This window comes from Pseudomonas nunensis, assembly GCF_024296925.1.
GTDB classification, from domain to species: Bacteria; Pseudomonadota; Gammaproteobacteria; order Pseudomonadales; family Pseudomonadaceae; genus Aquipseudomonas; species Aquipseudomonas nunensis.
The window spans coordinates 5,985,127-6,008,951 of the sequence record NZ_CP101125.1 but is presented as its reverse complement, the minus strand read 5'-3'; the positions used below and the strand labels follow the sequence as shown (position 1 = coordinate 6,008,951).

24 protein-coding genes are annotated in these 23,825 nt (G+C 60.3%); 19 read left to right on the top strand and 5 right to left on the bottom strand.

Annotation, left to right across the window (positions count from 1 at the left end):
• Positions 1-27: 27 nt before the first annotated feature.
• The 4 genes from NK667_RS26455 to NK667_RS26440 are packed head-to-tail and all read left to right on the top strand — an operon-like array spanning position 28 to position 3,848.
• Positions 28-1,545: a TolC family protein gene (locus NK667_RS26455; protein ID WP_054050294.1), complete on the top strand. Its 1,518-nt coding sequence runs from the start codon at positions 28-30 to the stop codon at positions 1,543-1,545.
• On the top strand, positions 1,529-2,134 hold the full coding sequence (gene cysC / locus NK667_RS26450) for an adenylyl-sulfate kinase (RefSeq protein ID WP_054616601.1): 606 nt from the start codon (positions 1,529-1,531) through the stop codon (positions 2,132-2,134). The genes NK667_RS26455 and cysC overlap by 17 nt, the downstream gene beginning before the upstream one ends.
• Complete coding sequence (locus NK667_RS26445; protein ID WP_054616600.1) at positions 2,131-2,916, top strand: aspartyl/asparaginyl beta-hydroxylase domain-containing protein; 786 nt, start codon at positions 2,131-2,133, stop codon at positions 2,914-2,916. The genes cysC and NK667_RS26445 overlap by 4 nt, the downstream gene beginning before the upstream one ends.
• The gene (locus NK667_RS26440; RefSeq protein ID WP_054616599.1) at positions 2,904-3,848 is read left to right on the top strand and encodes a sulfotransferase family protein; all 945 of its coding nucleotides are present in this window, start codon (positions 2,904-2,906) and stop codon (positions 3,846-3,848) included. The genes NK667_RS26445 and NK667_RS26440 overlap by 13 nt, the downstream gene beginning before the upstream one ends.
• A 235-nt stretch (positions 3,849-4,083) precedes the next feature.
• On the opposite strand, the gene NK667_RS26435 is transcribed toward NK667_RS26440, so the two are convergent.
• Entirely contained in the window at positions 4,084-4,458 is a 375-nt protein-coding gene (locus NK667_RS26435) for a DUF6124 family protein (protein WP_054616598.1), read from the bottom strand.
• Between the two features lie 444 nt (positions 4,459-4,902).
• On the opposite strand from NK667_RS26435, the gene NK667_RS26430 reads away from it, so the two are divergent.
• Positions 4,903-6,042, top strand: coding sequence for an IS110 family RNA-guided transposase (locus tag NK667_RS26430; protein WP_236708643.1), 1,140 nt, complete (start codon positions 4,903-4,905; stop codon positions 6,040-6,042).
• A 97-nt stretch (positions 6,043-6,139) separates the two neighbouring features.
• Here NK667_RS26430 and NK667_RS26425 read toward each other — a convergent pair whose 3' ends face one another.
• Together NK667_RS26425 and NK667_RS26420 are read right to left on the bottom strand one after the other, a co-directional pair.
• A complete protein-coding gene (locus NK667_RS26425) occupies positions 6,140-6,898 on the bottom strand; it encodes a slipin family protein (RefSeq protein ID WP_054050285.1) in 759 nt (252 codons plus the stop codon).
• A 2-nt stretch (positions 6,899-6,900) separates the two neighbouring features.
• A complete protein-coding gene (locus NK667_RS26420) occupies positions 6,901-7,434 on the bottom strand; it encodes an NfeD family protein (RefSeq protein WP_054616596.1) in 534 nt (177 codons plus the stop codon).
• Positions 7,435-7,630: 196 nt separating this feature from the next.
• Between NK667_RS26420 and NK667_RS26415 the strand changes: the two genes are divergently transcribed.
• The 3 genes from NK667_RS26415 (at position 7,631) to NK667_RS26405 (ending at position 8,646) form a co-directional block, all read left to right on the top strand.
• On the top strand, positions 7,631-8,092 hold the full coding sequence (locus tag NK667_RS26415; RefSeq protein WP_054050281.1) for an aminoacyl-tRNA deacylase: 462 nt from the start codon (positions 7,631-7,633) through the stop codon (positions 8,090-8,092).
• Between the two features lie 119 nt (positions 8,093-8,211).
• Positions 8,212-8,457, top strand: a complete 246-nt coding sequence (locus tag NK667_RS26410) for a DUF2789 domain-containing protein (protein WP_054616595.1) — start codon at positions 8,212-8,214, stop codon at positions 8,455-8,457.
• A gap of 15 nt (positions 8,458-8,472) precedes the next feature.
• The gene (locus NK667_RS26405; protein WP_152981101.1) at positions 8,473-8,646 is read left to right on the top strand and encodes an antitoxin; all 174 of its coding nucleotides are present in this window, start codon (positions 8,473-8,475) and stop codon (positions 8,644-8,646) included.
• 57 nt (positions 8,647-8,703) lie between these two features.
• Here NK667_RS26405 and NK667_RS26400 read toward each other — a convergent pair whose 3' ends face one another.
• Positions 8,704-9,063 carry a helix-turn-helix domain-containing protein gene (locus NK667_RS26400; RefSeq protein WP_054616594.1) on the bottom strand — a complete coding sequence of 120 codons (360 nt, stop codon included), beginning with the start codon at positions 9,061-9,063 and terminating at the stop codon, positions 8,704-8,706.
• Positions 9,063-9,365, bottom strand: coding sequence for a type II toxin-antitoxin system HigB family toxin (locus NK667_RS26395; RefSeq protein WP_054616627.1), 303 nt, complete (start codon positions 9,363-9,365; stop codon positions 9,063-9,065). The genes NK667_RS26400 and NK667_RS26395 overlap by 1 nt, the downstream gene beginning before the upstream one ends.
• Before the next feature lie 241 nt (positions 9,366-9,606).
• On the opposite strand from NK667_RS26395, the gene NK667_RS26390 reads away from it, so the two are divergent.
• From NK667_RS26390 to pgaD, 11 genes are all read left to right on the top strand, one after another.
• Positions 9,607-10,035 carry a MarR family winged helix-turn-helix transcriptional regulator gene (locus NK667_RS26390; RefSeq protein WP_054616593.1) on the top strand — a complete coding sequence of 143 codons (429 nt, stop codon included), beginning with the start codon at positions 9,607-9,609 and terminating at the stop codon, positions 10,033-10,035.
• Positions 10,032-12,104, top strand: coding sequence for an FUSC family protein (locus NK667_RS26385; RefSeq protein ID WP_054616592.1), 2,073 nt, complete (start codon positions 10,032-10,034; stop codon positions 12,102-12,104). Before NK667_RS26390 ends, NK667_RS26385 begins: the two co-directional genes overlap by 4 nt.
• Positions 12,101-12,310 carry a DUF1656 domain-containing protein gene (locus tag NK667_RS26380; protein ID WP_054050271.1) on the top strand — a complete coding sequence of 70 codons (210 nt, stop codon included), beginning with the start codon at positions 12,101-12,103 and terminating at the stop codon, positions 12,308-12,310. Before NK667_RS26385 ends, NK667_RS26380 begins: the two co-directional genes overlap by 4 nt.
• Positions 12,307-13,194, top strand: coding sequence for an efflux RND transporter periplasmic adaptor subunit (locus tag NK667_RS26375; RefSeq protein ID WP_054616591.1), 888 nt, complete (start codon positions 12,307-12,309; stop codon positions 13,192-13,194). The genes NK667_RS26380 and NK667_RS26375 overlap by 4 nt, the downstream gene beginning before the upstream one ends.
• Positions 13,191-14,639 carry an efflux transporter outer membrane subunit gene (locus tag NK667_RS26370; RefSeq protein ID WP_054616590.1) on the top strand — a complete coding sequence of 483 codons (1,449 nt, stop codon included), beginning with the start codon at positions 13,191-13,193 and terminating at the stop codon, positions 14,637-14,639. The genes NK667_RS26375 and NK667_RS26370 overlap by 4 nt, the downstream gene beginning before the upstream one ends.
• Before the next feature lie 82 nt (positions 14,640-14,721).
• Entirely contained in the window at positions 14,722-15,357 is a 636-nt protein-coding gene (locus NK667_RS26365) for a hypothetical protein (protein WP_054050265.1), read from the top strand.
• Positions 15,358-15,641: 284 nt separating this feature from the next.
• Positions 15,642-17,147 (top strand): YdgA family protein, encoded by a 1,506-nt coding sequence (locus NK667_RS26360; protein WP_054616589.1) that lies wholly within the window; start codon positions 15,642-15,644, stop codon positions 17,145-17,147.
• A 233-nt stretch (positions 17,148-17,380) separates the two neighbouring features.
• Positions 17,381-19,861 carry a poly-beta-1,6 N-acetyl-D-glucosamine export porin PgaA gene (gene pgaA / locus NK667_RS26355; protein ID WP_054616588.1) on the top strand — a complete coding sequence of 827 codons (2,481 nt, stop codon included), beginning with the start codon at positions 17,381-17,383 and terminating at the stop codon, positions 19,859-19,861.
• A gap of 12 nt (positions 19,862-19,873) precedes the next feature.
• Positions 19,874-21,871, top strand: a complete 1,998-nt coding sequence (gene pgaB / locus NK667_RS26350; RefSeq protein WP_054616587.1) for a poly-beta-1,6-N-acetyl-D-glucosamine N-deacetylase PgaB — start codon at positions 19,874-19,876, stop codon at positions 21,869-21,871.
• 1 nt (position 21,872) lies between these two features.
• A complete protein-coding gene (gene pgaC / locus NK667_RS26345) occupies positions 21,873-23,228 on the top strand; it encodes a poly-beta-1,6-N-acetyl-D-glucosamine synthase (RefSeq protein ID WP_054616586.1) in 1,356 nt (451 codons plus the stop codon).
• Positions 23,225-23,752 (top strand): poly-beta-1,6-N-acetyl-D-glucosamine biosynthesis protein PgaD, encoded by a 528-nt coding sequence (gene pgaD / locus NK667_RS26340; RefSeq protein ID WP_054616585.1) that lies wholly within the window; start codon positions 23,225-23,227, stop codon positions 23,750-23,752. The genes pgaC and pgaD overlap by 4 nt, the downstream gene beginning before the upstream one ends.
• Positions 23,753-23,825: the final 73 nt, after the last annotated feature.

The following is a 23,825-nucleotide window of genomic DNA, read 5'->3' as shown; positions in this document are numbered from 1 at the left end:
AGTGCGGCACCTAGGGGCGATCCAGGGATGAAAAGAAGTCATAAGTTATTCGGCGCCAGCCTGCTGGCGCTGGCGATCAGCGGATGTGCGGTCAAAAGTGAACCGATTGAACGCAGCGTCAGCGAGCAACGTGCCAAAAGCGATATGCAGACGATGTACACAGGTCAGGAACCGCTCAGCGGTCCGTTGACCTTGCACCAGGCGATGGCCCGCGCGGTGAAGTACAACCTAGAAGGCCGGCTCAAGATCATGGAAGAGGCTTTGGCCAAACGCCAACTCGACCTCGCCAGTTTCGACATGCTGCCGCGCATGGCCCTGGATGCAGGCTATGTCGGACGTAGCAACGTCGGCGCTTCCAGTAGCCAGAGCGTGCTCACCGGCACCCAGTCATTGGAACCGTCGACTTCCCAGGACCGCGACCGTCGCGTGGCTGACCTGACCATGGTCTGGAACGTCCTCGACTTCGGCGTCAGCTACATCAGCGCCAAGCAGCAGGGTGACCAGCGCCTGATCGTTCAGGAACGCCGGCGCAAAGTGATCAACACGATCGTTCAGGACGTGCGCTCGGCCTATTGGCGCGCAGTGGCCGCCGAACGCTTGCTTACGCAAATCGACAGCCTGATGGCGCGGGTCGATACCGCGCGCAACAACAGCCAGAGCATGAGCGAACAACGCATCGGCGACCCGGTCGTGGCGTTGGGTTACCAGCGCTCGCTGATCGAGGCGACCCGTCAGTTGCAGGAGCAGCGCCGCGCGTTGTCCTTGGCAAAGACCGAACTGTCGACCCTGATCAACCTGCCGATGGGCACCGATCTGAAATTGGCGACGCCGGATGACTACACCATTCCGCAACTGAAAGTCGGCATGGCCAGCCTCGAACACGAGGCGCTGGCCAGTCGTCCAGAACTGCGCGAGCAGGATTACCAGACGCGTATCAGCACCGCTGAAACCCGCAAAGCCATGTTGCGGTTGTTGCCAGGGATCGAGTTTTCGGCCGGCGGGCACTACGACAGCAACTCGTTTTTGGTCAACGACAAGTGGGCCGACTACGGCGTGAAATTGACCTGGAACCTGTTCAACGTGATTTCTGCCCCGGCGGCGATCAACGTGGCCAAGGCCGGCGAAGAAGTGGCCAAGGCCCGTCGTCAGGCGATGTCCATCGCCGTGCTGGCGCAGCTCTACGTGGCCAACGCCAACTATCAGGAAGCGCTGCATCAGTTCCAGACCAACCAGGAACTGTCGAGCATCGACGGGCAGATCCTCGGCCAGTTGCGTAACCGTCACCAGGCGGCCGGCATCGGCGAACTGGACTTGATCCAGGGTGAACTGAACACCTTGCAGGCGGATTTGCGCCGGGACCTGTCCTACGCCGATCTGCGTAACGCCTACGGCCAGATCTTCGCCAGCGCCGGGCTCGACCCGATGCCGGATGAAGTGCAATCCACTCAAGTCCAGTCCATCGCCACCGCGTTGGCCAATCGCGAAGCGGCGTGGGCGTCGGGCAACATTGCGGTGCCGGTGGCGGCCCATGCCCCGGCCCAGTAATTTACTGGCGCCGACCGCCAGCATCAGCCGTGCCCAACGCGAGGCCCGCAACGGCCATCGCGGCACGGCGATTTTGCTGACCGGTTTGCCGGCGGCGGGCAAATCAACCCTGGCCCAGGCGCTGCACGCCACGTTGTTCGAACGCGGCGTGCAAAGCGTGGTGCTCGACGGCGACGGGCTGCGGGTCGGGCTCAATCGCGATTTGGGCTTTACCGACAGCGATCGTCAGGAAAACATCCGCCGCGCCAGTGAACTGGCCGCGTTGCTGGTGGAGAACGGGCAGATTGTGATCCTGGCGATGATTGCGCCGCTGGTGGAACTGCGGGAGATGTTTGCCCAACGCCTCGGCGAGGATTACCGCGAAGTCTGGTGCAGCGCCTCCCTGGCGGTGTGCGAGCAGCGCGACCCGAAGGGGCATTACGCCCGCGCCCGTCGCGGCGATCTGGCGGGTTTCACCGGCGTCTCCGCGCCTTACGAATCGCCGCCGTCCGCGTCGCTGGTGCTCGACACCGGCGGGCAGTCGGTGGAGGCCTGTCTTGACCGCTTGCTGACCTGGCTCGGTGAATGTTCGGTGCTGCCACAACGATGAGTCGAGCCGCGTTCTCTCGCCTGCCAGTAACGGTGGATCTACCGTTGCTGTTGCAGGCGCTGGCGGCGATTGGCGAAGACGAGTGGCACGGTCATTTCAACACGGCTTATTTCGCCGGCGACTGGAGCGGCGTGGCGCTGATTTCGGCGGCGGATGCGTTGACCGAATTGTCGCCGGGTCTTGGTGCACCGTTGGTGCGTGCGCCGTGGCGGCGGGATGTGCGCTGGCAGCAAGGCTTGCGCGACCTGCCGCTGGACATCGTTTCGGCGCGCCTGTTGCGGCTCGGTCCGGGCGGGCAAATTCATGAACATCGCGATTATGACCTGGGCGAGCCGGGGGCCGATTTGCGCCTGCATATTCCGCTGCTGAGTCCGCCTCAGGTGGACTTTATGCTCGATGGCCAGCGCATGCCGATGGCGGCGGGGGAGTGTTGGTTTCTTGATTTGTCGCGGCCGCATCGCGTGGACAATCGCGATTGTTCGGCGCGGGTTCATTTGGTGCTGGATTGCCGTCCTGGTCCTTGGTTGGAGCAGGCGATTGTCGATGGTCTGCCGACCACGCCTGCGCCTGATGGTGGGGACGGGGCTTTGCTGCAATTTCAGCGCTTAGTGGCCAGTGATCCGCAGCTTTCGAAAGCGTTGCAGGGCTTGGTGGATACAGAGGTTTTCGTCGCCCGCGTTTTAGAGATGGCGGCTGAGCGAGGCCTGGTGTTTTCCCGCGAAGAACTGCGCGCCGCGATGCGCAACGGTCGTCGCCAATGGAATGAACAATGGAACGCCTGAACCTGGAAGGTTGGTTGCCGATTCGGGTCTGGCAGCAGGCCGGCGAATGGCTGGTGGATTGGTGTTGGTTCGGTGATACGCCGCTGCATCAGCCGTTTTTTCGCGAGGCTGTAGATGATGCGCTGCGGCTGCCGTTTAACCAGGCGTTTCGTCGGCAAACGCCGTTGGCTGTTCTTAGTGATTGGCAGGTGATGAGTCCGGGATTGGCGCCGAGTGCGTTTATCTTTCACGCGTCGCGGTGCGGGTCGACGTTGATCAGTCAGATGCTTGCGCGGCTTGATGATCACATCGTTATCAGCGAAGCGCCGCCGCTCGATGCGTTGCTGCGCAGTGATTTGCCGGCGGCTGAACGGCGTAGGGCGATTGAAGGGTTGATGTCCGCTTATGGCCAGCGTCGCGGAGGTTCGGAGCAACGGTTGGTGATCAAACTCGATGCGTGGAACATTGCTGAACTGCCGCTGTTGCGTGAGTGTTTTCCTGAGACGCCCTGGATGTTTTTGTACCGCGATCCGCTGGAAATTGCCGTTTCCCATCTGCGCCGGCCGGGGATGCATATGGTGCCGGGGATGATTGGGGCTAGCGGGTTGGATGATGATTTGGCCTCCGATAGCCGTGAGGATTACATCGCGCGACGGTTGGGGCGGTTGTTGGGTTTGGGGTTGGCGCAATGCCGTGAGTTTGGCGGGTTGGCGGTGAATTACAGTGAGTTGCCAGGGGCCATGGCGGGGCGGTTGGCCGGGTTTTTTGGGCTGGATGATGTGCAGCGAGAGCGGGTGTTTGCGGCGGTTGGGCGGCATGCCAAGCAGCCGTCGGAAGTGTTTGTCGGGGACAGTGACAGCAAGCGGCGCGAGGCTTCGGCGCTTTTGGTTGAGCGGGTAGAGCGTTGGGCGCGGGGGCCGTATCTGGCGCTGGAAAATGATCGGCAGGTTTGACGCCTTCGCGAGCAAGCCCGCTCCCACAGGTGATCTTCGGTGAATACAAATGGTGTGTCCGACCTCAATCCCCTGTGGGAGCGAGCTTGCTCGCGAAGGCGGTGTGTCGGCCTGCATGGATGTTGAAGCTTATGGCCCCTTCGCGGGCAAGCCTCGCTCCTACAGGATTTGCGCTGTCCTTGTAGGAGCGAGGCTTGCCCGCGAAGGCGCCCTTCAAATCACCGAAATTTAACGGCTAGACCTTGGCTTCAGCCATCGCCTGATGGTGATCCAGCACTCGCTCCACCAGCAATTGAACGCCATCTGACAGACGGCTGATCGCCAGGACTACCGAACGGCGTGTGCCTTCGACATCGTCTGCCAGGTCAGCCGCAATCGCGCTGATGGACATCAAGTCTTCGGAAGCATTGGCCAGCATGGCTTCGGGGTCGTTGATACCCTCGGCGACGGCGAAGAGCTGGTATTTCTGGCGCTTGGATCGTTTTTCTTCGGCCGGGGGGAAGTAATGGGCGAAGGCGCGGTCGGCGGCTTCTTTCATTTTTTCGGCGTCGAGTGCTTCGGGGGAATCGGTTCCAGAGTTGTCTGGAGGATTCGGAGTGATCTTGTGCATATAAAAATCCTAAACAGTAAGTGAGAGCCGTCACCGTTCGCTTGCACGCGAATGGGGTGGCGGCCGAGCGCAGGTGTGCAAGACCGGGACTGTTTAGGACACCCAGCAGATCCGAGGATCTCCTGCGCGCAGCCGCCATAAAGCAGCGAGCCAATAAAGGCTCATTGGGTTATATGGCAATTGCAACCTAAACAGTTTCGTCGGACTTGCACGTCCGTGTCACCGTTTATTCAGTGACAAAGCCAGACTAGACCTGGCTCCGGACCGGAACAAGTTCACCAATGCCGCTACAACTTGAAGGAAATCTCCGACGGGATTGCCGGACAAGGGTGTTTGTAGGAAAGATCAAAAGATCGCAGCCTTCGGCAGCTCCTTGTATCTCGACTATCGCTCCGTCAGGAGCGATAGTTCTCGACTGATCATCGAGGGAGGGACCTGGAAGCCGTGCAGCTCCTTAGGCTTTTTGCCTGTGACGTAGATTGTGCTCCAGCCCTCCACACTCACTCGTACAGTTCGAACGGTATCTTGGGCCCGTCTCTGGCGAGAGCCCGCATTCACAAGGTTGGACAGAGTGCAGTGATGATCGCAAGGGATCTAATTGGGGAGACGGTCATGTCCAGTTTCGTCGGCGTTGATGTTGCTAAAAACACCTTTGATATCGCTACACATTTGCCAAACGGCAAGCACAAAACCAAAGCCAAACTGGCTAACGACGCCAAGGGTTTCAACGAGTTTGAAGCTTGGTTGCAGAAGCAGGTCGAACCTTCAGCGCTAATCGTGATGGAAGCCACCAGTGTCTATCACCTGGAACTCGCTGAGTTCGTCTACAACAAGGGTTACCGGGTCTGTGTGGTCAATCCGGCCACGACCCATGCCTACGCCGGCAGCGAATTGCGCCGGATCAAAACCGATAAAAGCGACGCCAAGCTGATCGCTGACTTCGCCCGGGAAAAGGCTGAAAAGCTTCAGCTGTGGGCGCCGGAGCCTCTGAAGTATCGCCAGCTGAAAGCCTTGGTTCGCCGCCTGGATGACCTTCAGGAAATGGAACGAATGGAGCTCAATCGTCTGGAGGTGTCTGACGAAAAGGTCAAAGGCTCAATCAACTCCGTGCTGCGTCATATCGAAAAAGAGATCGCGCAAACGCACAAAGCGATCAAAAAACACATCGATGACGACCCGGATATGCGCGAGATGCGCGACTTGATCGTGACCATCGACGGTATCGGGCAGAAAACGCTTGAGCGGCTGCTGGCTGAGCTGGGCGACCTGCGCAAATATGACGATCCTCGCAAGTTGGTCGCTGCGGCAGGGTTGAACCCCAAGCTACAGGACTCGGGACTGCTCAAAGGCCGCACCGTGATCTCGAAAATCGGCTCAGCGCGCGTGCGGGCAGGCCTTTACATGCCTGGCCTGGTGGCGCTGCAGCATAACAAGGCGATCATGGCGATGAAGGATCGCTTGAAGGCCAACGGCAAGGCCCCCAAGCAGATCATCTGTGCAGCAATGCGCAAGCTGCTGCACTTCGTTTACGGCGTGCTCAAGTCGGGCCAGCCTTATGACCCGAAACTTGCGCTTGCCCGGTGAGGTTCAAGACGGTATCTACGGGACGTGGGTTGCCGCCGTTTCGGGTTGGAAACACCGTCTGTAGGAGCCGCCGAAGGCTGCGATCTTTTGATCTTCCTCAAGGTTTCGAAGACAAATCCGCCATCCCCTTGAGCAATTCAATCGGCAGCGGAAAGACAATCGTCGAACTCTTGTCCCCGGCAATCGAACTCAACGTCTGCATGTACCGCAACTGCATCGCCCCCGGCTGACGCCCGAGCATTTCCGCCGCTTGCATCAATTTTTCCGAAGCCTGCAATTCGCCCTCGGCGTGAATCACCTTGGCCCGTCGTTCCCGTTCGGCCTCGGCCTGTTTGGCGATGGCACGCACCATCGATTCATTAAGGTCCACGTGCTTGATTTCGACGTTGGCAACCTTGATTCCCCAGTTATCCGTCTGGGCGTCGAGCACTTGCTGGATATCCACGTTCAACCGCTCGCGCTCGGCCAGCAATTCATCCAGCTCATGTTTCCCCAGCACCGCACGCAACGTGGTCTGCGCCAGTTGGCTGGTGGCCATGAGGAAGTCTTCGACCTGAATGATCGCCTTCTGCGGATCGAGTACGCGGAAATAAAGCACCGCGTTGACCTTCACCGAGACGTTGTCCCGGGTGATCACGTCTTGAGGTGGAACATCGAGAACGATGGTTCGCAGATCCACGCGAACCATTTGCTGCACCGCCGGGATCAGCAGAATCAGACCCGGACCCTTGACCTGCCAGAAGCGTCCGAGCTGGAACACCACGCCGCGCTCGTATTCACGCAGGATGCGAAAGGTCGACCCCGCCAGCGCAATCACCAACAGCAGCAGCGCGGCAAAACCCAGTTGCAGGCCCATGGTTATTCTCCAGCCGGCGCCGCGTCAGCCGCGGCCACTTGTAGCAGTAATCCCTTGCGCCCCACGACCCGGACGTTCTGCCCCGGTTGCAGCGGCGTTGCGCTGAGCACTTGCCATTTTTCGCCTTGCAAATGCACCCAGCCGTTGTAGGCACTGTCGGCCTGCAACGCCATCACCGGCGTCACGCTGCCCACTAGTCCGGCATCGCCGCTGACGATGCGGCGCGGGCGGGTTTTCAGGGCGTGAATCACCAGGAAAATCAGCAGCAGGATGCTGATCAGTCCCAGACCGATGATCAGCGGCACGGGCACCTCGGTATTGCTCATGATCACCGCGCCGGCGACGAACATCACCAGCCCGCCGAGCCCGATCACGCCGTAATTAGGCAAGGTCGCCTCGGCCACCAGAAACGCGACGCCAAACACGATCAGCCACATACCGAGGGGATCGGGTGCGAACAGGAAAACCGTGTCCGCCGCGAATACAGATCCGCTCAAAGCCAACAACAGCGCCACAGCACAGCAACGAATGTTCACGTGACCCTCCGCGAGAGTCGGGTGGTTCTGTATTGAGTCTAGCTGAGCTGTGAGTTGTACGAATTTTGACCAGTTTTTGCGGTGGTTCCGACGGGCAGATTTCCCACGCGAAGGCGTCGGCGGGCCTAGACTTTTAGTGGAAGAAACAGCGTTAACCATCGTCCGTTTGTCGTTGCAGCGGACACCGAGGTGCATCATGCGTATGGCAAGAACCGTGCAGGACAGCCTGAATCGGGCTCAATGCGAATTCGACATCGTCACCCACCCGCACTCGGCCAGCAGCCTTGAAACGGCTCGCGTGTCGGGCATTCCTGCCGAACGGGTGGCCAAATCGGTGATCCTCGACGACCACCACGGGCATTACCTGATGGCCGTGCTCCCCGCCAGCCGTCACCTGGACCTGAGCAAAGTACGCGGCAGCGGCGAATGGCAAATCACCCGGGAAAGCACCCTGGCGCACCTGTTCAACGACTGCGAACGCGGCGCGGTGCCGGCGCTGGGTGAATCCTATGGCCTGGACATGCTCATCGACCCGTTGCTGACCCGGCAGAAAGATATTTATCTGGAAGCCGGCAACCACAACAACCTGCTGCACATGAGCATGCCGGAGTTCCTGAAAATGGTGCCGCATGCGGAGGTTTGCGAGTTGAGTCATTAGGTTTACGGTGTCAGTGATATAGCCTTCGCGGGCAAGCCTCGCTCCTACAAGGGATCGCGTTCTCCTGTAGGAGCGAGGCTTGCCCGCGAACAATTTCCCCAATCACCCAGGAGCCCAACATGGAATCCCCGACCCACAGCCTGCCCTCCCTGTTCAAACAACTCGGCTTGCCTGATGACGCAGAAAGCATTGACCAATTCATAGCCACCCATTCACCACTCAAACCGGAACTGCACCTGGCACAGGCGTTTTTCTGGTCCGAAAGCCAAGCTGCCTTTTTGCGGGACGAGATTCTGGATGATGCGGATTGGGCGGAGGTGGTGGATCAGTTGGATGTGTTGATGAGGAAGGGGCGGGGGGTGTGAAAAATCGTGTCTGAGATGAAGAAAAATCCTTTAGTGGTACTGGGTGACATCCGTGGCGGGCCTGCGGTCGAGGTTCCTGCCGATGTTCCCGAGGCCTTGATGGAGCGTCTCGATGATCTTGAATTGTCAGAAATCATCCGCTCGCGAAGGCATGAAAAACCGATCCCGGTGAGTCTGGATGACCTATAGGCTCTAATTTCCCACTTCTGCCCTCCTTCGTTCAAAGGAGGGTGAGCCCAGTGAATTTCAAACTATCTCTGCAAACAAACATTCATAAGGAATTCGCAATCCGTCGTGCAGGCGCTTGATCATTTTCAAGCTCAGCGGGCGCTTACGGTTCAGCACTTCGGATACTCGACCGCTGGGACCGATAAAGGCTTCCAGGTCTCGGGCAGTCAAACCTTGCTGGTCCATGCGAAATTTGATCGCCTCGATGGGGTCGGAGGCTGGAATCGGAAAGTGCTCGTCTTCATACTTTTCGACCAGCAGGGCCAGTATCTCGAGTTCGTCACCCTCAGGTGAGTCCAAAGCCGCCCCCCACAGTTGCTCAATACGCAAAAGCGCATTGGTGAGGTCCTCATCGGTTCGGATGGGTTTGATGTTCATTACACAGTCTCCGCATTGATCTGATCGTATTGGGCATGCGTGCCGACGAAGCGCACAAAACCCAATTGCCGTTCGTAGTCAATTGCCAGGATCACTCGATACTTGTTGCCGGCAATATTGAATACCACACGTCCACCCTTTAGAACGCTGGCGGTTCTCAGCTCGGCTTTTACTTCCTGGGGTGTGCGATATGACGACTTCTCCATGTGTCGATACCACTCTGAGAGAGGAGTGACCGCGTCGGCGTAGGCCGGGCTACTTTCCCAGAAAATTTTCAATGTCCCTTTGGCAATTATTCGCACGAATCGAGTTTCTCCCATTTTGGGAGATTCTAGGCGCGAGACTCAGAATTCACAACCTACCCATTGTGCCAAATACATATGAAGACATTTCTGAATGACATCTATTGGAAAGTAACTGCGGTGTCGTTGATCGCCAAATTGTTTCAAAACTTGACCACCCTTTCCCTCGAATGCGATATTGATAGTTAGCAAACTAACAGTGTGTCATTCCCCCGTGCCAAAAAACCTCGACGCTCTCCAGATGAACATCAGCAGTGCCATGGTGGTGGCCGCCAGGCATTGGCGGAAGATCTGCCAGACCACGCTGGTCAATTATGGAATCTCCGAAGCCTGCGCCGTCCCGTTGTTGATGATCGGGCGTTTGGGGGAGGGTGTGCGGCAGGTGACGGTGGCGCAGGCGGCGGGGATGGAGAGTCCGTCGCTGGTGCGTTTGCTCGATCAGTTGTGCAACTCCGGCTATGTGCGCCGGACGGAAGATGCTCACGACCGCCGCGCCAAGTGCCTGAGCCTGACCGACACCGGTCGGGAGCTGGTGCAAGCCGTCGAGGTCGAGTTGGTGCGTCTGCGCCACGAAGTGCTGGAAGGCATCGACCAGGGCGATCTTGAAGCGGCACTGCGTGTGCTACGGGCGTTTGAAGCCGCGAGTTATCCGTCGGTGATCCAGTCTTGAGCGGTTTCTGGACAGGCGTTCCCCCGGCGCGGGACTGGTTCTACGGCGTGCGTACTTTCGCTGCGTCGATGACCGCGCTGTACATCGCCATGCTGATGCAAATGCCGCGTCCGTATTGGGCGATGGCCACGGTGTATATCGTTTCCAGCCCGTTTGTCGGCCCGACCAGCTCCAAGGCGCTGTACCGCGCGGTCGGTACGTTCATGGGCGCGGCGGCGGCGGTGTTTTTTGTGCCGATGTTTGTCCAGAGCCCGTGGGTGCTGGTGGTGATCATCGCGTTGTGGACCGGGACCTTGCTGTTCCTGTCCCTGCATCTGCGCACCGCCAACAGTTACGCCTTGATGCTCGCCGGTTACACCTTGCCGCTGATCGCCCTGCCAGTGCTGGATAACCCGCTGGCGGTGTGGGACATCGCCGAAGCGCGCACCGAAGAAATTTTTCTCGGCATCGCCGTGGCGGCGGTGGTCGGTGCGATGTTCTGGCCTCGACGTCTGGCGCCGGTGTTCAACGACTCGGTGAATAAATGGTTCGCCGATGCCTCGACCTACAGCCTGCGGTTCCTCAGTCGTAACGTGCAGCCAGAGGAAGTCAGCGCCCTGCGTTCGGCGATGGTCACGACGTTCAATAGCCTGGAGCTGATGATCGGCCAGTTGCCCCACGAAGGCGCGCGGCCGCAAACGGTGCGTAATACCAAGGAATTGCGCGGGCGGATGATCCACCTGCTGCCGGTGATCGATGCCCTCGATGATGCGCTCTACGCTCTGGAACGGCGCACGCCTGAGCTTGTGGATAAGTTCGCGCCACTGCTGGCCGCGACCACCGAATGGCTTGAGCACAAAGACGCCGACCTCGAGCGTTGGCAGGCGCTGAAAGACCAGCTCGAAGCGCTGCAACCGAGTTCCGAGGCGCTGGAGGATCGCAAGCAATTACTGTTCTCCAACGCGTTGTATCGCCTCGGCGAGTGGATCGATTTGTGGCAAGACTGCCGCAGCCTGCAATACGCCATCCAGTGCGAAAGCCAGGACAACTGGCGCGCGGTGTATCGCCACTGGCGCCTCGGTCGGCTGACGCCGTTTCTCGACCGTGGCCTGATGTTTTACTCGGCGATGTCCACGGTCAGCGCGATCATTGTCGCCTCGGTGCTCTGGATTCTGCTCGGCTGGACCGATGGCGGCAGCGCGGTGATTCTGGCAGCGGTGGCGTGCAGCTTCTTCGCCTCGATGGACGACCCGGCGCCGCAGATTTTCCGGTTCTTTTTCTGGACGGCGATGTCGGTGTTGTTCGCCAGTCTTTACCTGTTTCTGGTCCTGCCCAACCTGCATGACTTCCCGATGCTGGTGCTGGCGTTTGCCGTGCCGTTTATCTGCATCGGCACCCTGACGGTCAAGCCGCAGTTTTACCTGGGCATGCTGCTGACGCTGGTGAATACCTCGTCCTTCATCAGTATCCAGGGTGCCTACGACGCAGATTTCCTCAGCTTCGCCAACTCCAACCTGGCCGGGCCGATTGGCTTGCTGTTCGCGTTTGTCTGGACGCTGATTGCGCGACCGTTCGGCGCGGAACTGGCGGCCAAGCGCCTGACCCGTTTCAGTTGGCGCGACATCGTCAGCCTTACCGAACCGGCGACGTTATCTGAACATCGCAAGTTGGGTGTGCAGATGCTTGATCGCCTGATGCAGCACTTGCCGCGTCTGGGCTTGATCGGCCAGGACACTGGCGTCGCCCTGCGCGAAGTGCGCGTGGCGCTGAACCTGCTCGACCTGCTGGCCTACACCCCGCGAGTGCTCGGCGTGCCGCAAGTGTTGCTGCAGCAAGTGGTGGCGGAAGTCGGTGAGTACTTCAAGGCGTGCCTCAAGGCCGGTGAGCGTTTGCCGGCGCCGAGTCCGTTGTTGATGACCCTCGACCGCACTCGTCGCGCCCTCAACACCGAGTGCGACGACGGCGCCCGGCTACATTTGCTGCACGCGTTGAGCGGGTTGCGCCTGGCCTTGTTGCCCGGTGTTGAATTCGTCGGCACCAGCGCACTCGAAGAACCGCTTCCCCATGGCATCGATGGAGCGCCTTTATGATCGGTGATCTGGATATCAGCGGTGTATTCCTGCCCACGCTGCTGGTGCTGATGGGCATTACCTACCTGTTTTACCTGTTGGTGCACGGGGTGCTCACGCGCCTGCACTTTTACCGTCTGGTCTGGCACCGGGCATTGTTCAACGTGGCTCTCTACGCTTTGCTGCTCGGCGCCGTGGACTCACTCAGTCGATACCTGATGACATGAAAAAACCTTTTTTGACCATTGGTCGCGTCCTGCTGACCTTGCTGATCGTGAGCTTCGCCGTTGTCGTGGTCTGGCGCATGGTGATGTATTACATGTTCGCGCCCTGGACCCGGGACGGGCACATCCGTGCCGACATCGTGCAGATCGCCCCGGATGTGTCCGGCCTGATCCAGCAAGTGCAGGTGCGCGACAACCAGTTGGTGCAGCGCGGCCAGGTGCTGTTCAGCATCGACCAGGACCGTTTCAAACTGGCCCTGCGCCAGGCGAAAGCCGCCGTAGCCGATCGTGAAGAAACCCTGGCCCAGGCCCAGCGCGAGGCCAAGCGTAACCGTGGCCTCGGCAATCTGGTGCCGGGCGAACAGCTTGAAGAAAGCCTGTCGAAAGTTGCCCGTGCGCAATCGGCGCTGTCTGAAGCGCTGGTGACGGTGGACAGCGCCCAGCTCAACCTCGATCGCTCGACCATCCGCAGCCCGGTGGACGGCTACATCAACGACCGTGCGCCCCGCGCCCAGGAATTCGTCACCGCCGGGCGGCCCGTGTTGTCGGTGGTGGACAGCAATTCGTTCCACATCGACGGCTATTTCGAAGAAACCAAACTCGACGGCATTCACGTCGGCCAAGGTGTGGATATCCGCGTGATCGGCGGCCGCGCTCGCTTGCGCGGGCATGTGGAAAGCATCGTCGCCGGCATCGAAGACCGCGACCGCAGCAGCGGCAGCAACCTGTTGCCCAACGTCAACCCGGCGTTCAGTTGGGTGCGGCTGGCCCAGCGGATTCCGGTGCGGATCGCCTTTGACGACGTGCCAGCGGATTTCCGCATGATTGCCGGTCGCACTGCGACGGTGTCGATCATCGACGATAAAACCGAGGAGCCCGCGAAATGAGCAAAGCCTCGGCTTTGGCGGTGGCCGGGTTAGGCCTGTTGCTGTCGGCGTGTCAGGTGGTCGGGCCGGATTATCACTTGCCGGACGAAGCCGCCGTGCACCGTGAAGACTTGCAGGGCAACCTCGCAACGAACGACAAAGATGTGGTCTCGGCGCCGGTGCCCAGTGATTGGTGGCGCTTGTATCAAGACCCGCGTCTCGATCAGTTGGTGGAGCAGGCTATGGCCTCTAACACCGATTTGCGCGTGGCGGCGGCGAACCTGTCCCGGGCCCGGGCGCAGGTCGATGAAGCCCAGGCTGCTGGCGGCTGGAGCGGCGGCGTGAAGATGGGCGCCCAGCGTTTGCAGGAATCCGGCGAAGCCTTCCTGTTGCCTGAGAAAGTACCAGTGGCCAACGTCGGCGACATCGGCATCACCACGTCTTATCAATTCGACCTATTCGGCACCTTGCAGCGCGGCATCGAGGCGGCCAAGGCCAACGCCGATGCGACCCAAGCGGCGGCGGACACGGCGCGCATCACCCTGGTGGCCGATGTAGTTCGGGCTTACACCCAAGTCTGCGCGGCCAATGAAGAGCAGGAAATCGCTCAGCATTCCCTCGATCTGCAAGCCCAGAGCACGACGTTGACCCAGCGTCTGCGCGATGCCGGGCGTGGCGATGAAACTCAGGTCACCCGCTCGCAAACCCAATTCAAATCCTTGCGCGCCGACATGCCGCGTTATGAGGCGTCACGTCAGGCCGGGTTGTTCCGCTTGTCGATGCTGCTGGCCAAACCGCTGGATCAACTGCCGGCCGGTACCGCCAGTTGCGCCGAACTGCCGAAGATTGCGCAATTGTTGCCGGTCGGTGACGGCGCCACGCTGCTCAAGCGTCGCCCGGATGTACGTCAGGCCGAGCGCCGTTTGGCCGCCGCGACCGCCGGTATCGGCATCGCTACTGGTGAGTTGTACCCGGACATCAGCATCGGCGCGTCCATCGGCACCGTCGGCACCCTGGAAAACCTCGGCAAACCGCAGACCAATCGCTGGGGCTTCGGCCCATTGTTGAGCTGGACCGTACCGTCCAACGGCTCCCGCGCGCGAATCCGTGAGGCCGAAGCCTCGACCCAAGGCGCGCTGGCGCACTTTGACGGCGTGGTGCTCAACGCGATCCGCGAGACGCAAACCGGTCTGGCCCAGTACTCCGCGCTGCTGCAACGCCGCGATGCCCTGGCCGATGCCGAGCAGTCGGCGCAACTGGCGGCGGACCAGACTCACCGCTTCTTCCAGGCTGGCCGCGCGTCGTTCCTGGCGGACCTGCAAGCCACCCGCACCTACACCGATGTCACGGCGCAACTGGCGTCGGCCAACACTCAGGTCGCGATGAGCCAGATCGATTTGTTCCTCGCCCTCGGCGGCGGTTGGGAAAGCGGACGAACGCAAGCGTCACAGCCCGGCAAACCCTGAGGCCGTTGCTATGCTTTGACTTGACGGGATCGCGTGACGATCCCGTCAATCAAGGCTCGCGTTGGTCATGGGGACTCTAATAATGAAAAACCCTTATGCTCCCGGCTTCTGGTGCGCTATTGCGGCATTAGTGTTGCTGTCGGCCACCTATTTCTACGGCATCATGCTCGCCCACCAGATCGACAAGGCGCTGGTGTTCCTCGACAGCGCGGCGGCACTGATTGCCGTGATGTCCATCGTCGTGGTCGCCTGGGCTTCAGTCCAGGGCACGCGCATCAAAAGAAGACACCTCGAGCAAGGCAAGACGCTGGTGCTGATCTGGGACACCAAGGTTGCGCTGCGTCGGGTCGAAACGGTGTTTGATCGCTACTTCTGGGGCAGCTACTGGCAACCGGGGCGCACGTTCCAGGAAGTCATGGGCGAACTCACCGGCACGCCGCTGGAAAAAAGCCTCGAAGCCTTGAAGACCCAATGCCTGGCCCTCGACAAGCAAGTCACCGAAGAAGGCTGGCACTGGCTCAACAACGCCCGCGAACTCTCCGATGTCGCCAACGCCATGGCCCGCGAGCGCTATCAACTGGACTTCTGCGACCCGCGCGCGGAAGTGACGGGCGGGGCGGTGATCAATCGGGATTTTGAAGTGCTGGTCTATACGTGGACGGCGCGGCTCAAAAGCTTTGATCATCAGCTGGATGAGATTGAAATGCAGTATTCCTGATTCGATGGTGGCTGGAATGACGCCTTCGCGGGCAAGCCTCGCTCCTACAGGACGGATGCGATCCTCTGTAGGAGCGAGGCTTGCCCGCGAAGGCGATTTTATGGTCGCTGAAACTCTCAACCCTCGTAACCTGTCCATAGACACTCTTTAACCTTTAATCATTAAGCCCTCTCGCCCCGCAAATGCTAATCTCCATCGCACTTTTGCGCAGTCGTGACCACGGCCCGTCATGGGTTCAGGGAAGACGACCACATTTTCAACAACGGACATTGATCGGGTAATTCATGAATAAATCAGCAGGCGTGCTTCTCGGAATTGTCGTTGCCATCGGTGCAATCAGCGCCGGCGGTGCCTGGTACACCGGCACTAAACTGGAAGGCGTGCTCAACGCCTCCGTCGCCGACGCCAACAAAGAACTGCAAGCCGCGCTGGTCGGTTCAAACGGCACGGCGTCCCTGGAACTGGTGTCCCTGGAGCGTGGCGTGTTCAGCAGCACCGCTCACTATCGCCTGAAGGGCGAAGGCGAGATGTTCGGTGAAGCACCGGTCGAATTGCTCTTCGTCGATCGCGTCGAACACGGCCCGCTGCCGTTCTCGCGCCTGGCTTCGTTGAAATGGTTGCCGGTTATGGCCACCAACCACTTCGAGCTGGAAAAGACTTCGACCACGGAAAAATGGTTCGCTGCCGCCAACGGCCAGTCGCCGGTCAAAGGCGTGGTCAACATCGGCTATGACAACTCCACCAACGGCACTTTCGAATTGCTGCCGCTGGAAGTGGCACTGGATGACAAGTCCAGCCTGAAGTTTTCCGGTTTGAACATGGACATCGCCGCCAGCGCCGAGGCCAAGAAGGTCAAGGCAGACGGCTACATGGACAGCCTCAAGCTGACCACCGTGTCGGAAGATCAGGCGCCGGTCACCGTCGAGATGAACGGCCTGACCGTGGCCAGCAACCTGGTCAAAAGCACTTACGGCTACTACACCGGCGAAAACACCGTCGAGCTGACCAGCAGCAAGACCACTTTCGGTCCCAAGCAGTCGGTCGTGGGCGTCAACAAATTCGAAATGAAGAACCAGACCGAAGAATCCGGCACCAGCGCTTCCGGGCGTGCGGATTACAAGATTGGCGAAGTGTCGTTCAACGGTAAAACCGTTGGTTCTGCTCAGATGGCCATGAGCCTGAAGAACCTCGACATCCCGTCGACCATGTCGTTGATGGAGATTTACCAGACCAAGTTGCAGCCGTACGAGCAAGCCGCCGCCAAAGCCGCTGCCGCCGGTGAGCCAGCCCCCGAGCTGAACCTGACGCCAGAAGAAGAGAAGCAAGTGAAGGCTGGTCTGGAAAAACTGTTGGCCGCCGGTCCGCAGTTCGCTCTGGAGAATCTGTCGTTCAACTCGGCCAACGGTGAAAGCCGCGCCAACCTGGTGCTGGACCTGACTAAACCGGCCTCCATGGACCTGCCGCCAGACCAATTGGTCCGCCAGTTGATCGCGTTGCTGGACATCAACATCAAAGTGTCCAAGCCAATGCTGGTTGACCTGCTCAGCATTCAGGCGCAAGCGGATGGCCAGACCGACGCCAAGACCATCGTCGATCAGGCAACCGCCACCAGCGACATGTTCAGCAGCATGGCCGTGGGCACGCAACTGGCCAAACTGGAAGGCTCAGACGTCGTCACAAAACTGCATTACGCCAACAATCAGGTGGAATTCAACGGCCAGAAAATGACCGTCGAGCAGTTTGTCGGCTTCGTCATGGGCAAACTCGGCGGCGCTGGGCAAGTCCAGTAAAACCAAGGGTTACACAGCGACGCCCGGCCTCAGACGCCGGGCGTTTTGCTGTCCGGGATTTGAACAGGGCCAAGTGATGTCACGAATCTGAATAAATATTGCGTTCTGAATAGCTGACCAAACTCGCGTGCAAGACTGCGCCCCGACAAGTTAGCCGAGTCCTGTCGACCCGGCTTTTACGAATGGGCAAGGGGAGCATTGCGACCCGGCTGGCCGTGTAAGGATGCTGACGAATGCCGCGTTTTGCAGGTCCCTTTATTCATCGTGGCTTACGCCCGTTGTTTCGCGTTGCGCTGTGCAGCCAGTTGCTCTGGCCGGCGCTGGCGTTCGCCGACACGCCTTATGACCAGATGGTCCGCGATGCCCGTGCGGGCAATTACGCGCCAGCGCTGACCGTACTGCGCCAGGTGCCGGTGAACCAGGCCACCACCAGCCAGGTCAGCGATCATTTGCAGATCGCCAGTTGGGCCGGCCTGGACGCCGAAGTGGTGCAGGTCTATGAAACCCAAGGCCGCAACCGCGTGCTGCCGGTTCAGGCCTTGACCGCCACCGCCCGCGCCTATCGCAACCTCAAGCGCTGGGACTCGGCAACCGGGCTCTACAACAAGGCGCTGGCGCTGGAGCCACAAAACCCGGACCTGCAACTCGGTTTGGCCATGACTCAGGCTGACGCCGGCAAACCCGACGAAGCCGTGACCCGCACCAGAGCCTTGGTGGCTGCTAAACCCGAGGATCCGTCCCGGCGATTGGCCCTGGCCTATGCCTTGACCCGTGCCGGGAATAACTACGACGCCCTGTTCGAATACGATCAGGCCTTCATCCGCGCCGGCAGCAAACCGGAAGTCGCCCGTGAATACGTGTTTGCCCTGCAACGTGCGCGCCTGCCGGAACCGGCCTTGCGCTTGGCTCAGCAACGGCCGGGGCTGATCGATCCGGTGCAATTGCGGCGCATCGAAGGCGACCTCGCCGCCGAGCGCGTGCGTCTGGCGGAGCTGGCGACCCGCAGCGAAAAAGAACGTTATGTGATCGCCGACCGAGCGTTGGCCGATTACGACAAATTGCTCGCCACCTGGACCCCGGACCCGGCCGCCCACGACGACGTCACCCGTTGGCGCATCGACCGCATGGGCGCGCTCAAGGCTCGTGCGCGCACCGCTGATGTGATCAGCGAATACCAGAAACTCAATGGCGAAGGGGTGCAGATTCCGACCTACGCCCTGCGTTGGGTGGCGTCGTCCTACCTGGACCAGCGTAAGCCAGAAATCGCCACTGATCTCTATCGCAAAGTGCTGGTCGCGCCAGACGCTGACGTCGGTGATCGCCTCGAAGACAGCACCGCGCTCTATTACGCGCTGCTCGAAAGCGACAAGGCTGACGAAGCGCGCACAGTCGCCGAGGATCTGGCAAAAACCCAGAAGCCACGAGTCGAACTCAAGGGCTTGCCGGTGGGCAATCCCAACGATGAATGGATGGACGCACAACAACTCGCCGCCCAGGCCGGGACTTACGGCGCCGATCTGCCGTCCGGTGAGCAGCGTTTGCAAACCTTGGTCGATCAGGCGCCGGGCAATATCGGTTTGCGCCTGGCCCAGGCCGATTTGTACCTGGCCCGGGACTGGCCACGTCGCGCGGAATTGCAGCTCAAGGAAACCGAGAGCATGGTCCCGCGAGACGTGGGCCTTGAAGTCGCTCAAGCCCACACCGCCATGGATTTGCAGGAGTGGCGGCAGATGGACGCGCTGACCGACGATGTGGCCGCGCGTTTTCCGGACAACCGTCAGGTCCAGCGTTTGCAGCGCCAGCGCGAGGTGCATGACATGGCCGAGCTGCGGGTGCAGAGCTATGGCGGCAAAAGTAATGGCGGTGGCGACAGCGGCGCCGGTGCGGTGTCCGGCAGCAAGGACTTCGGCATCGAAACCGTGCTCTACAGCCCGCCCATCGACGAAGACTGGCGCGTTTTTGCCGGTGTCGGTTACGCCACCGGTGATTTCCAGGAAGGTACCGGGCGTGATCGCACGCAACGACTTGGCGTTGAGCGCCGCACTCGCGACATGACCCTGGAAGCGGAAGTCTCCAATCACAACTTCGGTTACGGCAACAAACAGGGCGCACGCCTGGCGATTGCCCGGGACATCGACGATCACTGGCAGTACGGCGGCAGCCTCGCTTACCTCTCGGCCGACACACCGCTGCGCGCATTGAACAGCGATGTCACGGCCAACGGCGGCAGCGGTTTCATTCGCTGGCGCGCCAATGAAAGCCGCGAGTGGAAACTCGCGGTCAGCCCGTCGCACTTCAGCGACGGCAACAACCGCGTCGAAGCCTTGCTTACCGGACGCGAGGGCGTCTACACCGCGCCGAAAGTGCAAGTCGATCTCGGCCTGGAAGTCGGCACCAGCCACAACTCCGCGTCCGAGGACGTGCCGTACTTCAACCCAAAATCCGACTTCAGCGTGCTGCCGACAGTCAACGTCAACCACGTGCTTTATCGCCGCTACGAAACCTCCTGGAGCCAGCAATTCCAGGCCGGCGCGGGCACGTATAGCCAGCGCGATCACGGCACCGGCGGCATTGGCTTGCTGGGTTACGGCCAGCGCTACAGCTGGAATGACGTCTTCGAGGTGGGCGGCTTGTTGACTGTGATCAACCGGCCCTATGACGGCGACCGCGAAACCGATCTGCGCCTGCTCGTCGACCTCACTTACCGCTTCTAGAAGAGTTTGAAGATGCCATTTATCTCGCGTTTCATCCTTTTGCTGGGAGCGCTGCTGGTCAGCGCCTGCGCCCAGCAAGCCCCGGCGTTCACGCCGCCGTCCGAGCGCACGTTGCCGGCCAGCGAAAAGCCGTGGCCGAAAAACCATGTACTCGGCATCGCTTACCACGACGTCGAAGACCGCGACCCGGACCAGGCTGTTGTGGCGGTGCGCACCGAGCGCATGATCGAGCAGCTCGCCTGGTTAAGGGAGAACAACTACAAACCGGTCACCGTCGACCAGATCATCGCCGCGCGTAATGGCGGTCCAGAGCTGCCGCCCAAGGCGATCCTGCTGAGTTTCGACGACGGCTATTCAAGCTTCTATACCCGCGTGCTGCCGGTGTTGCGCGCCTATAACTGGCACGCCTTGCTGGCGCCGGTCGGGGTGTGGATCGATACGCCGCTGAACCAACCGGTGGATTTCGCCGGCACACCGCGCCAGCGTTCGGACTTCTTGACCTGGGATCAGATCCGCGAAATTTCGACATCCGGTCTGGTAGAAATCGCCGCGCACACCGATGCCAGCCACAAGGGCGTGTTGGCCAACCCTCAAGGCAATCTGCAACCGGCGGCTGCGACTCGTCGCTATGACGCGGTCAACGGTCGCTACGAAACCGAGGCCGAATTCCAGGCGCGGATGCGCAGCGACGTCGCGACCATCACCGAGAAAATCCGCAAAGTCACCGGTTACAAGCCGCGCATCTGGGTCTGGCCGTACGGCGCGGCGGACGGTACTTCGCTGCAAGTGGTCAGCGAGCAGGGCTACAAAATGGCCCTGACCCTGGACGACGGCCTCGATGCCCTCGACAACCTGATGAGCAGCCCGCGCTTTCTGGTGGCTTCGGACCCGGACGGCGAGCACTTCGCTAACAGCATCGTTTCGGTGCAGGCCGAATCGCCGATGCGTGTGGTGCATGTGGACCTGGATAACGTCTACGACGCCGACCCGGCCCAGCAGGAAATCAACCTCGGCAAACTGATCCAGCGCATGGCCGATATGGGCGCCAACACGGTGTTCCTGCAAGCCTTCGCCGACCCGAAAGGCGATGGCCTGGTGCATTCGTTGTACTTCCCGAACCGCCATTTGCCGGTGCGCGCCGACATCTTCGACCGCGTGGCCTGGCAGCTGCGTACTCGCGCTCACGTCCAAGTCTTCGCCTGGATGCCGGTGCTGAGTTTTGCCCTGGATTCCAAGCTGCCGCGTGTCACGCGTTGGGACCCGAAAACCGGCACCACGTCGGTTGATCCGGACCAGTACAAACGCCTGTCGCCCTTCGACCCGAATGTGCGACGGATCATTGGGGAAATCTACGAAGACGTCGCACGCCTGACCTCGGTGGACGGGATTCTCTATCACGATGACGCGGTGCTCTCGGACTTCGAAGACGCCAGCCCCGAAGCCCTCAAGGTATACGCGGCCAATGGCTTGCCGGGTTCGATTGCGGCGCTGGGCGAAGATCCGGCCACGTTGCAACGCTGGACGCGGTTCAAGAGCCGTTACCTGATCGATTTCACTAACGAACTCACCGCCAAGGTCCGCGCCATTCGCGGTCCGCAGGTGCTGACCGCGCGCAATATCTTCGCCGAGCCGATGCTCAATCCCCAGAGCGAAGCCTGGTTTGCGCAGAACCTCGACGACTTCCTTGGCGCCTACAACTGGACGGCGCCGATGGCCATGCCGCTGATGGAAAAACAAAGCCACGCGCAATCCGGGCCATGGCTCGAAGCGCTGGTGGCCACGGTTAAGGCGCGTCCCGGTGCGCTCAATCGCACGGTGTTCGAATTGCAGGCCAAGGACTGGACGAAACAAACCGATTCCGACATCGACGGCGCGCAGCTGAGCGACTGGATGGGCCGCCTCAAGCGTCAGGGCGCCACCAGTTTCGGCTACTACCCGGACAATTTCCTCGAGAACCAGCCGGACCTGAAAACCATACGGCCCGCGCTCTCCAACAAGTGGAATCCATAACATGCTGGATAGACTTTTGGCCCTGCTGGTACTGGCGATCGTCCTCGGGATACCCCTGGGGCTGATCTTCCTGGTCACCGGGCAATTCCTGATGGACTTCGTGTTCTTTTATCCCCTGTTCATGTCCGGGCTGTGGATCGCCGGTGGCCTGTATTTCTGGCTGCACTGGGAACGCCACTGGCCGTGGAAGGACGACACGTTGCCGCCGCCATTGGCCGGCGAGCCGCTGATTTCGATCCTGATCCCTTGCTACAACGAAGGCGACAACGCCGCCGACACCATTCACGCGGCGCTGGCCCAGCATTACCCGAACATCGAAGTGATCGCGATCAACGACGGCTCCAAGGACAACACCGCCGCCGTGCTCGACGCGTTGGCGACACAAGATCCCCGCCTGCGGGTGCTGCACCTGGCGGAAAACCAGGGCAAAGCCGTGGCCCTGCGCATGGGGGCCATTGCGGCGCATAGCGAATATCTGGTGTGCATCGACGGTGACGCGCTGTTGGCGCCGAACACGGCGGCGTATCTGGTCGCGCCAATGCTCGATAACGCACGCCTCGGTGCGGTGACCGGCAACCCGCGTATTCGCACCCGTTCGACGCTGGTGGGACGGGTGCAGGTCGGCGAGTTCTCGTCGATCATTGGTTTGATCAAGCGTACGCAACGGGTGTTCGGACGGATCTTTACCGTCTCCGGGGTGATCGTCGCGTTCCGGCGCACGGCGCTGAATCGGGTCGGCTTCTGGAGCCCGGACATGATTACCGAAGACATCGACATCAGTTGGAAGCTGCAACTGGATCACTGGAGCATCTTCTACGAGCCCCGCGCCCTGTGCTGGATTCTGATGCCGGAAACCCTCGGCGGCCTGTGGAAGCAGCGTCTGCGCTGGGCCCAGGGCGGCGCCGAAGTGCTGTTCAAGAACATTCGCGGCATCTGGCAGTACCGCCACCGCTACCTGTGGCCGCTGCTGTTCGAATACTGCCTGTCCACCGGTTGGGCCTTCACTTTCCTGCTGTCGGTGATCTTCTGGGCCGTGGGCAAATTCATCGAAATGCCTTCTGCAATTGCTGTGGACCATTTGCTGCCACCGGCGTTTACCGGGTTGCTGCTGGCGATGGTCTGCCTGGTGCAATTTGCGGTCAGTATCTTGATCGACCGGCGTTATGAAAAAGGCCTGGGCAAGACCATGTTCTGGGTCGTCTGGTATCCCTTGATGTTCTGGCTCATCAGTCTGCTTACCACGCTGGTCAGCTTCCCCAAAGTGCTGTTCGGCCAACATCAGAAACGCGCGCGTTGGGTCAGCCCTGACCGGGGTATCAAACCGCTGCATGATGAAGAGGAAGAGGTCATCAAATGAAAATTATCAGAACCCGGCAGCGGCCCTTTCTGGTCGTGATCGATGCCTGCTTCACGGTGCTGGCCTGGATCGGCCTGCTCTATCTGTTGGTGCGCGGGTTGTGGCCGCTGATCGATACCCACGACGGGCCACGCATCGATGCGTCGGTGTTCGACGCACTCGGCACCTTGCAGATTTATTTGTGGGTGGCGGTGTTGAACGCGGTGATCCTGATTTCCTGGGCGCGTTATCAACATCGTAAAAGCAAAAGCTTCGCCCAGCGTCGTTTGCCGGCACCGGTGGTGGATGATCACGGGTTGAGCAAGAGCTTCAAGCTGAGCGGTGATCGGTTGGAGAAATTGCGCACGCCGGGCTCGATGACGATTCACAACAACCAGGATGGCGATGTGAGCCATGTGGTCACGCACTACTTTCCGATTGATCCGGCGCCGCCAGTGACGCGGCTGGCACCGCTGGAGCATCCGTTGGTGATTCGATTGCCGGCGGAAGATGACGACAATCGCGAACCGGTGATCCATCTCTAAACTCGGCACAAATCCCTGTAGGAGCGAGGCTTGCCCGCGAAGGCGCCCGCAAGATCGCCTTCGCGGGCAAGCC